Here is a 12,988-nt window from a genome sequence, read left to right on the forward strand (position 1 = left end):
TTGTAGGCCATGGGGGTACGCGTGAGGTGACGTGGGCACAGTCTAACATCTCCGTTGCCTGTGCCGGCCTCTTCGCGGGTGAACCCGCTCCTGCCAGGGCTATCGGTATCTTGTAGGAGCGGGTTCACCCGCGAAGAGGCCGGCACAGGCAGCCAAAGACAAGACTGGTTCTCGATAGCTTTCATGTTGCCAAGCCTTGAACTCAGTGAAAATGCCCCTATCTAAAACAGGCCCCTGCCAAAACGCTGTATCAGCATCGTGGAAATCCACCACTTTCCTCACCATCGTTTCCGGGTAGAATGCTCGTTCGCATGCGGCCTATGGGCTGCACGGGCGACTCATGGGGCCGCCCTCCATCCCTACGTGTGGAAGATCCTGCCGATATGTTTGCGCCTTTGTTAAAAAAACTTTTTGGAAGCAAGAACGAGCGTGAAGTCAAACGCATGCTCAAGACGGTGAGTATCGTCAATGCCTTCGAAGAGAAGATGGTGGCCCTCTCCGACGAGCAACTGCGGGGCAAGACTGCAGAGTTCAAGGAACGCCTGGCCAAAGGCGAGACACTGGACCAATTGCTGCCCGAAGCCTTCGCCGTGGCCCGCGAGGCTGGCAAGCGTGTAATGGGCATGCGCCATTTCGATGTGCAGTTGATCGGCGGCATGACCCTGCACGAGGGTATGATCGCAGAAATGCGCACCGGTGAAGGCAAGACCTTGGTCGGTACCCTGGCCGTCTACCTCAACGCATTGTCCGGCAAGGGCGTGCATGTGGTCACCGTCAACGACTACCTGGCGCGCCGTGACGCCAACTGGATGCGCCCGCTGTACGAGTTCCTCGGTCTGTCGGTCGGTATCGTATCGGCCTTCCAGCCGCCGGAAGAAAAGCGCGCCGCCTATGCAGCCGACATCACCTACGGCACCAACAACGAATTCGGGTTCGACTACCTGCGCGACAACATGGCGTTCAGCCAGGACGAGAAGTTCCAGCGTGAACTGAACTTCGCCGTGATCGACGAAGTCGACTCCATCCTCATCGACGAAGCGCGTACCCCGCTGATCATTTCCGGTCAGGCCGAGGACAGCTCCAAGCTGTATATCGAGATCAACCGCCTGATCCCGCGCCTCACCCAGCACATCGAAGAGGTCGAAGGCCAGGTCACCCAGGAAGGCCACTTCACCATCGACGAGAAGAGTCGCCAGGTGGAGCTGAACGAAGCCGGTCACCAGTTCATCGAAGAGATGCTGGCCCAGGCGGGCCTGCTGGCTGAGGGCGAGAGCCTGTACTCCGCGCACAACCTGGGCTTGCTGACACACGTCTACGCCGGTCTTCGTGCACACAAGCTGTTCCACCGCAACGTCGAGTACATCGTCCAGGACGGCCAGGTTCTGCTGATCGACGAACACACCGGCCGTACCATGCCGGGCCGTCGCCTGTCCGAGGGCCTGCACCAGGCCATCGAAGCCAAAGAGAACCTGAACATCCAGGCCGAGAGCCAGACCCTGGCTTCGACCACCTTCCAGAACTACTTCCGCCTGTACACCAAGCTGTCCGGCATGACCGGTACCGCCGACACCGAAGCATTCGAGTTCCAGTCGATCTACGGCCTGAACGTGATGGTCATTCCGCCGAACAAGCCACTGGCGCGTAAGGACTACAACGACCTGGTGTACCTGACCGCTGACGAGAAATACGCCGCGATCATCGCCGACATCAAGGAAAGCATGAAGCTGGGCCGTCCGGTGCTGGTAGGTACCGCGACCATTGAAACTTCCGAGCACATGTCCAACCTCCTGAAAAAGGAAGGGATCGACCACAAGGTGCTCAACGCCAAGTATCACGAGAAGGAAGCCGAGATCATCGCGCAAGCAGGCGCGCCAGGTGCACTGACCATCGCCACCAACATGGCTGGCCGTGGTACCGACATCCTGCTGGGCGGTAACTGGGAAGCCGAAGTGGCTGCCCTGGAAAACCCGACAGCCGAGCAGATCGCCCAGATCAAGGCCGACTGGCAGAAGCGTCACCAGCAAGTGATCGAGACGGGTGGCCTGCATGTAATCGCTTCCGAGCGCCACGAATCGCGCCGTATCGACAACCAGCTGCGTGGCCGCTCCGGTCGTCAGGGCGACCCGGGTTCCAGCCGCTTCTACCTGTCGCTGGAAGACAGCCTGATGCGCATCTTCGCCTCTGACCGGGTGAAGAACTTCATGAAGGCACTGGGCATGCAGTCGGGCGAGGCCATCGAGCACCGCATGGTCACCAACGCTATCGAGAAAGCCCAGCGCAAGGTCGAAGGCCGCAACTTCGACATTCGTAAGCAATTGCTCGAATATGACGACGTCGCCAACGAGCAGCGCAAGGTGATCTACCACATGCGCAACAGCCTGCTGGCCGCCGAGAACATTGGCGACACCATCGTCGAATTCCGCAAGGAAGTACTGGACGCTACCATCAGCCAGCACATTCCGCCGCAGTCGCTGCCAGAGCAGTGGGACGTAGCCGGCCTGGAGGCTTCGCTGGCCAGCGATTTCGCCATCAAGTTGCCGATTCAGCAATGGCTCGACGAGGACGATCACCTCTACGAAGAGACCTTGCGCGAGAAGCTGCTGAGCGAGATCACCACTGCCTACACCGAGAAGGAAGACCAGGCCGGTCTCGACGCCCTGCGAACCTTCGAGAAGCAGATTCTGCTGCGCGTACTGGACGACCTGTGGAAAGACCACCTGTCGACCATGGACCACCTGCGTCACGGTATTCACCTGCGTGGTTATGCGCAGAAGAACCCGAAGCAAGAGTACAAGCGCGAGTCGTTCAGCCTGTTCCAGGAGCTGTTGGAGTCGATCAAGCGCGACACCATCCGCGTGCTGTCGCACGTACAGGTTCGCCGCGAAGACCCGGCCGAAGAAGAAGCCCGCCTGCGCCGCGAAGCCGAAGAGCTGGCGAGTCGCATGCAATTCCAGCACGCCGCTGCACCGGGCCTGGAAAGTGAGCAACTGAGCGAGGAGGGTGCCGAAGTAGCGGTAGCCTCGGCGCCAGTACGCAATGACCAGAAGCTGGGCCGCAACGAGCCGTGCTGGTGTGGTTCGGGCAAGAAGTTCAAGCATTGCCATGGTCAGATCGAGTGATCTGAACCTTACGTTGTACAAGCCTGGGGCCGCTTTGCGGCCCTTTCGCGACACAAGGCCGCTCCCACAGGTACCGCGCTCGTCCATGAACGGGCGCGATCCTTGTGGGGGCGGCCTTGTGTCGCGATGGGGCGCGAAGCGGCCCCTTTTTCGACATCATCGTTTTTTCTAGGAGCGCTCTAATGGCTGTTGGTCTTGGTCCTTTGCCCACCCTGCACCCGGTTCCGGGTTTTGAACTCGGTATCGCTTCTGCCGGTATCAAGCGCCCGGGGCGCAAGGATGTGGTGGTCATGCGCTGTGCCGAAGGCTCCAGCGTGGCTGGCGTGTTCACCCTCAACGCCTTCTGCGCAGCGCCGGTGATCCTGTCCAAGCAGCGTGTACAGGGCACCGTGCGCTACCTGCTGACCAACACGGGTAACGCCAACGCCGGCACCGGCGCGCCAGGCCTGGCCGCCGCCGAGCGCACCTGCGCCAAGCTGGCCGAACTGGCTGGCGTACCGGCCGAGTCGGTACTGCCGTTCTCCACCGGCGTGATTGGCGAGCCGCTGCCGGTCGAAAAGATCGAAGGCGCGCTGCAGGCCGCCCTCGACAACCTGTCGGAGAACAACTGGGCTGAGGCCGCTACCGGCATCATGACCACCGACACCCTGCCCAAAGGGGCCAGCCGCCAGTTCCAGCACGATGGCGTGACCGTTACCGTCACCGGTATCAGCAAGGGTGCAGGCATGATCCGCCCGAACATGGCGACCATGCTGGGCTACATCGCCACCGACGCCAAGGTGGCACCAAGCGTCCTCAAGGACCTGATGTTGGACGGCGCCAACAAGTCGTTCAACCGCATCACGATCGATGGTGACACTTCGACCAACGATTGCTGCATGCTGATCGCTACCGGCAAGGCCGACCTGCCGGAAGTGACTGAAGCCAGCGGCGCGCTCTTCGAAGCGCTGAAAAAGGCCGTGTTCGAAGTGTGCATGGAAGTGGCCCAGGCCATCGTCCGTGACGGCGAAGGCGCGACCAAGTTCGTGACCGTGCAAGTCAACGGTGGTGGTAACCACCAGGAGTGTCTGGACGTCGGCTACGCCGTGGCCCACTCGCCGCTGATCAAGACCGCGCTGTTCGCTTCCGACCCGAACTGGGGCCGTATCCTCGCTGCCGTAGGCCGTGCCGGTGTACCGGAGCTGGATGTGAGCCTGATCGATGTTTACCTGGACAGCGTTTGCATTGCGAGCAAAGGCGGCCGCAGCCCGAGCTATACCGAAGCGCAGGGTTCGGCAGTGATGGCCCAGGAAGAGATCACCATCCGAATCGAACTGGGCCGTGGCCAGTGCAGCGAAACCATCTGGACGACCGACCTGTCCCACGAGTACGTGAAGATCAACGCCGAGTACCGTACCTGATCTACTGATCCGAAGGCCTCTTCGCGGGCACGCCCGCTCCCACAGGTGTTGCAATGCCTGCAGGAGCGGTGCGGTCCCTGTAGGAGCGGGCTTGCCCGCGAAAGGCCGCGCAGCGGCCTGCGGGTTTTGCAAGACAAACCTGATGGAGCCGAACCATGAGCTATCACCTGATCATCGGCGACAAGCTGTACTCCTCCTGGTCGCTGCGTGGCGCCCTGGCCCTCGAGCTGGCTGGCGTGCCCTACGAAGAAACCCTGATCAAGCTGAACCAGCCTGATACCCGCCAGCGCATCCTCGCTTTCTCCTCCACCGGCAAGGTGCCGCTGCTCAAGAGCGAGCACGGTGTGATCGCTGACTCGCTGGCCATTGCCGAATACCTCAACGAACGCCACCCCGAAGCCCAGCTGTGGCCTGCCGATGTGGCGGCGCGTGCCCAGGCCCGTTCGGCCTGTGCGCAGATGCATAGTGGCTTCCTTGCCCTGCGCGGCGCCATGCCGTTCGACTTGTCGCGCGACCAGGCGCTGGACAGCGTGCCGCTGGACGTGCAAATCGACATCGACCGCATCGTTGCGCTGTGGTCCGAATGCCGTCTGGTGGCCAAGGACAGCGGCCCGTTCCTGTTCGGCAAGGCAAGCCTGGCCGATGCCTTCTTTGCCCCGGTGGCCGTGCGCCTGCGCACCTACCGCGTAGAAGTCCCCGCCGAGGCGGCAGCCTACATCGAGACCATTTATCAATGGCCAGCCTTCCAGGCATGGCAACAGGCAGGCCTGGAGGAGCGTGAAGCGTGAAACGGATTCATGTAGTAGCTGCCGTGATTCGCGGCGCTGATGGCCGTATTCTGATCGCACGCCGTGCCGATACCCAGCACCAGGGCGGCTTGTGGGAGTTCCCCGGTGGCAAGGTGGAAGAAGGCGAAAGCGTCGAAGCGGCGCTTGCCCGCGAGTTGCGCGAGGAGCTGGGCATCGAGGTAAGCCATTCGCGTGCGCTGATCAAGGTCAGCCATGACTACCCGGACAAGCAGGTGCTGCTGGACGTGCGCGAGGTCGAAGCGTTCACTGGCGAACCCCATGGTGCCGAAGGCCAGCCGCTGGAGTGGGTTGCCCCGCGCGATTTGCCGCAGTACGAATTCCCCGAGGCCAACAAGCCGATCGTCGCCGCTGCGCGCCTGCCGGACCAGTACCTGATCACCCCGGACGGCCTGGAAGTGCCGCAAATGCTCAAGGGCATCCAGAAGGCGGTGGCCAATGGTATTCGCCTGATCCAGTTGCGTGCCCCGGACATGTACGACCCCAAGTACCGCGACGTGGCGGTGGATGCGGTCGGGCTGTGTGCGGGCAAGGCGCAGCTGATGCTTAAAGGGCCACTGGAATGGCTGGGTGATTTCCCGGCGGCCGGTTGGCACCTGACGGCCGCGCAGCTGCGCAAGTACGCCGCCAGGGGCCGACCGTTCCCCAAGGAGCGCTGGTTGGCGGCATCCTGCCACAGTGCCGAAGAGCTGGCGCTGGCTGAGCAGATGGGCGTGGACTTTGTCACCCTGTCGCCAGTGCAGGCGACCCAGACTCACCCAGAGGCGGTGCCGTTGGGATGGGATGAGGCGCAGCGGTTGATTGCCGGGTTCAACAAGCCGGTTTACCTGCTGGGTGGGGTAGGGCCGGGTGAGCGCGAGCAGGCCTGGGAAGCCGGGGCACAGGGTGTAGCCGGGATCCGGGCGTTCTGGCCCGAGGTTTGAGTCCCCTGTAACAGGGGCCGCTGCGGGGCCCATTCGCGGGCTTGCCCGCTCCCACAGGAAACTCACACGTTGCAAGCCTGCTCGAAACCTGTGGGAGCGGGCAAGCCCGCGAATGGCTGCAAAGCAGCCCCAGAAGTATCAGCCTTTGGGTTTCTCGGCGGGCTGCCACAAAACCTCAGCCACCCCCTGGCGCCGCCCGATGATCCGCGCCGCCACGAACAATAGATCGGAAAGCCGGTTGATATACGCCAAACCAACGCCTTCCAGCGGCTCCATGGCATTCAACTGCTGGCACCGGCGCTCTGCACTGCGCGCGAGGCTGCGGCACACATGCGCCTGCGCCACCAGCGCCGAACCACTGGGCAGAATGAAGTTTTTCAGCGGCCCCAGCTCTTCGTTCCACACATCGATGGCCGCCTCCAGGCGTTCCACTTCCGCCAGGTTCAATGCCTGGTAACTGGGCATCGCCAGCTCGCCACCCAGGTCGAACAAGCGGTGCTGACACGGCGCCAGCACTGTGGTCACTTCATTCAGCCCCTGCTCGGCGAGCCCCGCCAGCAGCAACCCCAACTGGCTGTTCAGGCTGTCCACCTCGCCAATTGCTTCGATCCGCGGGTGGTCCTTGGGCACCCGACGGCCGTCGCCCAGGCCGGTTTCGCCTTTGTCGCCGGTGCGGGTATAGATCTTCGAAAGGCGGTAGCCCATGTCATTGCTCCGTTCTGGCCGGCACCGCCGCTGCCGGCTGGGTGAGGGGCAGGCGTAGGGTAAAGCAGGTGCCTTGGCCTGGCGTGGATTGCACTTCCATCTGCCCCTTGTGGTTGTTGGTGATGATGAAGTACGAGACCGACAGGCCCAGCCCGGTACCCTGGCCGATTTCCTTGGTGGTGAAAAACGGCTCGAAGGTGCGCTTGCGCACTGCCTCGGGCATGCCGACGCCGTTGTCCTCGACCTGGATTTCTGCCCATGGCGGGTTTAGCCGGGTGCGCAGTGTGATGCGTCCGGGCTCGCTGGGTTGCGGGCGTTGGTGGATGGCCTGGGCTGCATTCTTCAGCAAGTTGAGCAGTACTTGTTCCAGCTCGTTGGCGGTGCATGGGACCGGCCCCAGGTCGGGGTCGAACTGGCGCACGATGGCTTGCCCCTTGAAGTCGAAGCCAATGGCCAGATCGAAGTCATTGCCGGCAATTTCAAGCGCCTGATCGATCAGTGCCGGCAGCTCGCATGGCACCAGCTGGCGGTTGCTGCGGCGGCTGAAGCTGAGCATGTGGGTGACGATCTTCGCCGCCCGGGCACCGGCCTGCTGAATGCCGTCGAGCAGTTGCGGCACCTCGCGGCTGTCCAGGTAGCGGTTGATCGTGGCCAGGTCGATGCCCAGCTCTTCGGCCTGTTCCTGGTTGCGCGGCAGGTCGGACGACAGGCGTCGGCGAATGTTCTGCACGTTGTGCAGGATAGCGCCCAGCGGGTTGTTGATTTCGTGCGCCATGCCGGCAGCCAGCCCCCCGACCGAGAGCATTTTTTCTGACTGCACCATCATCTCTTCCAACGACAGACGCTGGGTGATGTCGTCGATACGAATGACCACGCCGCGCCCGCCGCCGCCCGTCAGTGGATAGAAGGTCAGGGCGTAGTGGCGCAGGTCGTCGCCCTTGGGCCAGGTTACCCGCTCGATCTTCGCCACTCGATGTTTTTCCACGGTTTCCTTCAGTTGCGGGAGGAACGGCTTCAGCGGCTCGAACGCGATGAACACCGGCTGGTTAAGTGCCTCGTCCAGTGGCGTGCCGGAAAGCACCGTGGCTTCGTGGTTCCATTGGGTCACGTAGAGCTGTTCGTCGAGGGCGATCAGTGCCGAGGGCATCGAGTCGATGATGCTGTTGAGGTAGTTCTGAAAACCGGTGAGCTTTTTCTCGATCTTGCTGCGTACCTGTACTTCCAGTTCCAGCTTGCGGTTGGTGTGGCGGGTTTCTTCGGCAAGGCCCTGAGCCTGGTCGTAGGCACTCTGGAACTCGTCGCGGGCGCTCTTGAGCTGCTGCTCGCGGGCCTCGATGCGCGACAGCATGGTGTTGAAGGCCTCGGCCAGGCTGCCGATTTCATCGTCATTGCCGCGCTGGGCACGCAAGGCGTAGCTCTCTTCGCGGGTAACCTGGCGGCTGAGCTCCTCAAGCTGGTTGATCGGCTGGGTGATCAGGCGTTTGATCTGCCGGGCGATGACGATCCATAGCAGGACACTGAACACCAGGATGCCCAGGCTGGCGCTGAGTGTGCCGGTGTAGAAGGCCGTGGGCAGTTCGCTGCTGGCTACCAACAGCAAATGTGCCGGTGGGTTGGCATCGCGGGGGATGCGGATCAACTGAGTGCTGCGAAACTCCATCAGGCGCCAGCCGTCGATGTTGCGAAAACGCTTGGGCAGGGCCAGCGGCTCGCCATGTTGCAACTGCGCCAGCATTCGGCCATCGCCACCGTAGATGGCGGCGGCGCGAAGCGGTGTGTAACTGTCCAGTTCCTTGAGCAGGGCACGGGCCGTGTCCGGGGTGTCGCCGGCGCGGGCTGCAAGCTGTGGATTGGCCACCAGCCGGCCGATGGTGTGCATAGCCTGCGGCGCCATGCTTTCCTGGGTGATCCAGTAGGCGGCGCTGATGAAGGTGAGGTTGGCCATCAGCAAGATGGTCACCAGCAGTACCAGCAGGGCCGCCAGCAGCTTCTGCCCGACCGGGAGGTTTTCCAGGCGTTGGCGCAAGGTCATGGGCAAGGCAATGTCCGTATCCGGTGGAAGGGCCGCGTCAGTCGCAAGGCAAGCCACGCACGCGCAGGTTTTCGACCAAGCGCTGCAGCAGGTGTTCCAGCTGCGGCAGTTGCAGGCCATGACGGCCCGCAGCGCGGCAAGCATGGCCGAGCAGGTAGTGCAACTCGGTGCGCCGTCCTGCATGCACGTCCTGGTACATGGAAGAGTAGTTGGCTGCGGTGGCGAGGATTACCCGCTGAACTTCTTCGTCCAGCCCCTCGGCTGCTTGCGGCTGGCCGCAACGGCGCAGCAGTCGGGCCAGTTCGACGCACAGGGCTTGCACTTCACCCAGGTGCCCCAGCAGCCCGCCATTCTGGCAATCGTGAAGTACGGTCAGCGGGTTGATGGCGCAATTGAGCGCCAACTTGCGCCACAGGCGGGTCAGTATGTCTACTGTCCACTCAGCGGGGATACCGGCCTCGTGCAGGTCATCGAACCAGGCGGGGAGCATGGGGCTTCGTGGGTCGCCTAGCCAGTTGAAGCCATGGCCGGCAAAACGCACTTGCCAGTCCCCCTCGCGGAAGGCGCCTTCGGTGCTGGAGGCGAAGATGCAGCGAGCGTGCGGCACCAGGTCGGCGACTTCATCCTGGCTGCCCAGGCCATTCTGCAACAGCAGCACTTCGGCGCTCTCGGCCAGCCGAGGTGCTAGACCGGCAATCGCCGGGGCAGCGTCATAGGCCTTGCAGGCCACCAGCAGCCGGTGGATCGGGCCTTGCGCTTGCGCCGTTTCGGCCGGTATGGCGTAGCGCCGGGTTTGGTCCTGCTCGACCAGGGTCAGGCCACCGGCCTGCTGATAGGCCTGCAGCCGTTGCCCGTCACGCAGGATCAGGCGCACAGCCTTGCCGGCGCGTGCCAGCCGGCAGGCCCACAGACTGCCAAGGCTACCGGCGCCGAGAATATGCCAGGTGCTGCTCATATGCGTTTCGCAACCCGTTATAATGAGCCCGCATTTTAACCTTCAAACCCAGCGCGCTCCATCTTCAGCCTGAGCGCGCTTTTATTTTGGGAGAACAACCATGCCTTCGTTCGACGTGGTATCGGAACTGGACAAGCACGAGGTGCAGAACGCGGTCGACAACGCCATCAAGGAACTGGACCGCCGCTACGACCTCAAGGGCAAAGGCACCTTCGAGTTCAAGGACAAAGAGCAGACCGTGATGCTCACTGCTGAGGAAGAGTTCCAGCTCGAGGCGATGCTGGAGATCCTGCGCCTTGCACTGGTCAAGCGCAAGATCGACGTGAAGTGCCTGGAAACCAAGGACCCCTACGCCTCCGGCAAGGAAAAGAAACAGGAAGCCAAGTTCCGCGAAGGCATCGACAAGGACCTGGCAAAAAAGATCGTTGCCACCATCAAGGATGGCAAGCTGAAAGTACAAGCCGCCATCCAGGGTGAGCAGGTACGGGTAACCGGCAAGAAACGTGACGATCTGCAGGAAGCCATTGCCCTGCTGCGCACCAAGGAATTCGACATGCCGCTGCAGTTCAACAACTTCCGCGACTGATGTGGGGGTGGCCCGGAACCCCGATGGCCAAATGATGTCCATGGGGGCCGGGGTTGCGTAATAACACGCGCGGCCTGTTCTACCGTGTACTTGCCGCTCGGCATCAGGAGATGAATATGGATTTGAACGCTGAGGTCGACCAGCTCGTCCGCCAATCCCAGACGTGGATCCCTTTGATCATGGAATACGGCAGCCGTGTGCTGCTGGCACTGCTGACCTTGGCGGTTGGCTGGTGGATCATCAACAAGGTCAGCGCCCGCCTCGGCAAGCTGGTTGGCCTGCGCAACGCCGACCTGGCGCTGCAGGGCTTCATCAGCACCCTGGCGAACATCGTGCTGAAGGTGCTGCTGTTGGTCAGCGTGGCTTCGATGATCGGCATCGAGACCACCTCGTTCGTCGCCGCCATCGGTGCCGCAGGCCTGGCCATCGGCCTTGCCTTGCAGGGCAGCCTGGCGAACTTCGCCGGTGGTGTGTTGATCCTGATGTTCCGCCCGTTCCGTATCGGTGACTGGATCGAGGCGCAGGGCGTTGCCGGCACCGTCGACAGTATCCAGATCTTCCACACCGTGCTGCGCACCGGTGACAACAAGACGGTCATCATGCCCAATGGCAGCCTGTCCAACGGCATCATTACCAACACCAACCGCCAGCCGACGCGCAAGGTGGTGTTCGATGTGGGCGTTGACTACGAGGCTGACCTGCAGAAGGCCCGCAATGTGTTGCTGGAGCTGGCAAAGGACCCGCGTGTTCTGCAAGACCCTGCACCGCAGGCGGTCGTGTCGACGCTGGGCGACAGCTCGATCACCGTATCGCTGCGCTTGTGGACCAAGACCTCCGATTACTGGGACGTGATGTTCATGCTCAACGAGTATGCGCGTGACCGGTTGAAGGCCGAAGGGATCGATATTCCGTTTCCGCAGCGGGTTATTCGCGTGGTGCAGGAGACTGCAACGCAGTAATACCGCGTTAAAGCCGGGGCCGCTTTGCGCCCCTTCGCGGGCAAGCCCGCCCCTACGAGGACATGCGTGTTCTGTGTAGGAGCGGGCTTGCCCGCGAAGGGGCGCAAAGCGGCCCCAGCTTTTTCCGACCCTGATTACACTTGCTCACAGCAATTTCCAGTCATTTCTGGCATATAGCGTGACCCCGCCCGCCACACCCGATACGTCATCATGAAACCACTGCTGTATATCACCCCTCTGCGTGCCTTGCTGTTCGGCCTGACCCTGGCCCTGTTCGAACTGCTGACCTACCTGGCCAGCGACGCGGTCATGCCGGCCATGCCTGTCGTGGTCAACGACCTCGACGCCAGCCCCGAATACATACCCCATGCCCTCAACCTGTACCTGCTGGGCGGCGTAGTACTGCAATGGCTGATCGGCCCGTTGGCCGACCGTTATGGACGGCGCCCGCTGCTGCTGGTCGGTTGCGCATTCTTTGGCCTGGCCTGCCTGGCCACCTTCTGGGTCCAGGACATCGGCCTGTTCAACCTGCTGCGCCTGTTGCAGGGCATTGGCCTGGGCTTTGTGGTCACGGTCAGCTACCCGGCCCTGAACGAGGCTTTCAGCGAGGCTGATGCTGTACGCATGATGGCCCTGCTGGCCAACATCGCCTTGCTGTCGCCCCTGCTCGGGCCGCTGGTGGGCACCTTGCTGCTGCAATGGCTGGATTGGCGCTGGCTGTTCGTGGCGTTCGCCATCGGCGCGGTGCTGGCCTGGCTGCTGTTGTACCGGCTGATGCCGGAAACCCTGGGCGTGGAGCGCCGTGACGGCTCGCGGCTGGCGTTCACGCCGATTCACCTGCTACCACTGTTGGCGGGCTATGGCCAGCTGTTGGGCAACCGCCGCTTCGTTGCAGGCAGCGCCGCCCTTGGGTTGGTCGGCTTGCCGCTGATTGGCTGGATTGGCCTGTCGCCGGTGCTGCTGATTCACGATGAGGGATTGAGTACCCTGGAGTATGCCTTGTGGCAGTTGCCGGTCTTTGGCGGGCTGATCCTCGGTAACCTGATCATCAACCGCATTGCCGATCGCTACCCGCTGCCAGCCCTGGTGCGTGGTGCGCTCTGGCCATACCTGGCGGGCCTGTGCCTGATGGTGCTGGCGACCTGGTACTGGCCGAGTGTGACCAGTGTGGTGGCTGGCATGTCGCTGTATGCGCTGGGGTTGGGCGTGGCCAATGCGGTGCTGTACCGCATGACGCTGTTCTCCAGTGAGCAGAGCAAGGGGCTGGTTTCGGCCATGCTGGGGATGATCACTATCGCCTTGCTGGGGCTTGGCGGTGCGCTGCTGGCGATGATTGGCGCCGGTGCCAGCTTGCTGCATTTTGCCCTGGCGGCGGGGGTGGCGGGGGCGTTGGCGCTGTGGCCGCTGTGGTTTGTGGTGGGTGGGCGGCCTGGGGAAGGGGCTGTTGCTTGATAAGCGGTATTGCCTGTGCCGGCCTCTTCGCGGGTAAACCCGCTCCTACAC

General features: G+C 62.5%; 10 protein-coding genes. 7 read left to right on the forward strand and 3 right to left on the reverse strand.

Translation table 11 applies throughout. The features are described from left to right. The first annotated feature begins 383 nt into the window (after positions 1 to 383). The 4 genes from secA (at position 384) to AC3WLP_RS27320 (ending at position 6,248) form a co-directional block, all read left to right on the forward strand. Positions 384 to 3,119 (forward strand): preprotein translocase subunit SecA, encoded by a 2,736-nt coding sequence (gene secA / locus AC3WLP_RS27305; RefSeq protein ID WP_017147940.1) that lies wholly within the window; start codon positions 384 to 386, stop codon positions 3,117 to 3,119. A 182-nt stretch (positions 3,120 to 3,301) separates the two neighbouring features. Then, positions 3,302 to 4,519 (forward strand): bifunctional glutamate N-acetyltransferase/amino-acid acetyltransferase ArgJ, encoded by a 1,218-nt coding sequence (gene argJ, locus AC3WLP_RS27310; protein WP_003251879.1) that lies wholly within the window; start codon positions 3,302 to 3,304, stop codon positions 4,517 to 4,519. A gap of 155 nt (positions 4,520 to 4,674) precedes the next feature. Beyond that, positions 4,675 to 5,307, forward strand: a complete 633-nt coding sequence (locus tag AC3WLP_RS27315) for a glutathione S-transferase family protein (RefSeq protein WP_012053649.1) — start codon at positions 4,675 to 4,677, stop codon at positions 5,305 to 5,307. Next, positions 5,304 to 6,248 carry a Nudix family hydrolase gene (locus tag AC3WLP_RS27320; RefSeq protein ID WP_003251883.1) on the forward strand — a complete coding sequence of 315 codons (945 nt, stop codon included), beginning with the start codon at positions 5,304 to 5,306 and terminating at the stop codon, positions 6,246 to 6,248. Before AC3WLP_RS27315 ends, AC3WLP_RS27320 begins: the two co-directional genes overlap by 4 nt. Before the next feature lie 138 nt (positions 6,249 to 6,386). On the opposite strand, the gene AC3WLP_RS27325 is transcribed toward AC3WLP_RS27320, so the two are convergent. From AC3WLP_RS27325 to AC3WLP_RS27335, 3 genes are read right to left on the reverse strand one after another with little or no spacing between them, the layout of a single operon-like run. Then, entirely contained in the window at positions 6,387 to 6,953 is a 567-nt protein-coding gene (locus AC3WLP_RS27325) for a cob(I)yrinic acid a,c-diamide adenosyltransferase (RefSeq protein ID WP_012053648.1), read from the reverse strand. Position 6,954: 1 nt separating this feature from the next. Continuing rightward, positions 6,955 to 8,985 (reverse strand): sensor histidine kinase, encoded by a 2,031-nt coding sequence (locus AC3WLP_RS27330; protein ID WP_012053647.1) that lies wholly within the window; start codon positions 8,983 to 8,985, stop codon positions 6,955 to 6,957. Positions 8,986 to 9,022: 37 nt separating this feature from the next. Next, a complete protein-coding gene (locus tag AC3WLP_RS27335) occupies positions 9,023 to 9,940 on the reverse strand; it encodes a putative 2-dehydropantoate 2-reductase (protein ID WP_012053646.1) in 918 nt (305 codons plus the stop codon). 100 nt (positions 9,941 to 10,040) lie between these two features. Between AC3WLP_RS27335 and AC3WLP_RS27340 the strand changes: the two genes are divergently transcribed. The 3 genes from AC3WLP_RS27340 to AC3WLP_RS27350 all read left to right on the forward strand — a co-directional run bounded on the left by AC3WLP_RS27340 (position 10,041) and on the right by AC3WLP_RS27350 (position 12,937). After that, positions 10,041 to 10,526 carry a YajQ family cyclic di-GMP-binding protein gene (locus tag AC3WLP_RS27340; RefSeq protein WP_003251890.1) on the forward strand — a complete coding sequence of 162 codons (486 nt, stop codon included), beginning with the start codon at positions 10,041 to 10,043 and terminating at the stop codon, positions 10,524 to 10,526. Positions 10,527 to 10,642: 116 nt separating this feature from the next. After that, positions 10,643 to 11,485 carry a mechanosensitive ion channel family protein gene (locus AC3WLP_RS27345; RefSeq protein WP_003251892.1) on the forward strand — a complete coding sequence of 281 codons (843 nt, stop codon included), beginning with the start codon at positions 10,643 to 10,645 and terminating at the stop codon, positions 11,483 to 11,485. Between the two features lie 210 nt (positions 11,486 to 11,695). Further along, positions 11,696 to 12,937, forward strand: a complete 1,242-nt coding sequence (locus AC3WLP_RS27350; RefSeq protein WP_012053645.1) for an MFS transporter — start codon at positions 11,696 to 11,698, stop codon at positions 12,935 to 12,937. The last annotated feature ends 51 nt before the right edge of the window (positions 12,938 to 12,988 follow it).

This window comes from Pseudomonas sp. FW305-E2, from assembly GCF_058782925.1.

Coding starts and splice junctions, on each gene's coding strand:
- secA (WP_017147940.1), top strand. CDS start 384: ATGTTTGCGCCTTTGTTAAAAAAACTTTTTGGAAGCAAGAACGAGCGT.
- argJ (WP_003251879.1), top strand. CDS start 3,302: ATGGCTGTTGGTCTTGGTCCTTTGCCCACCCTGCACCCGGTTCCGGGT.
- AC3WLP_RS27315 (WP_012053649.1), top strand. CDS start 4,675: ATGAGCTATCACCTGATCATCGGCGACAAGCTGTACTCCTCCTGGTCG.
- AC3WLP_RS27325 (WP_012053648.1), bottom strand. CDS start 6,953: ATGGGCTACCGCCTTTCGAAGATCTATACCCGCACCGGCGACAAAGGC.
- AC3WLP_RS27330 (WP_012053647.1), bottom strand. CDS start 8,985: ATGACCTTGCGCCAACGCCTGGAAAACCTCCCGGTCGGGCAGAAGCTG.
- AC3WLP_RS27335 (WP_012053646.1), bottom strand. CDS start 9,940: ATGAGCAGCACCTGGCATATTCTCGGCGCCGGTAGCCTTGGCAGTCTG.
- AC3WLP_RS27340 (WP_003251890.1), top strand. CDS start 10,041: ATGCCTTCGTTCGACGTGGTATCGGAACTGGACAAGCACGAGGTGCAG.
- AC3WLP_RS27345 (WP_003251892.1), top strand. CDS start 10,643: ATGGATTTGAACGCTGAGGTCGACCAGCTCGTCCGCCAATCCCAGACG.
- AC3WLP_RS27350 (WP_012053645.1), top strand. CDS start 11,696: ATGAAACCACTGCTGTATATCACCCCTCTGCGTGCCTTGCTGTTCGGC.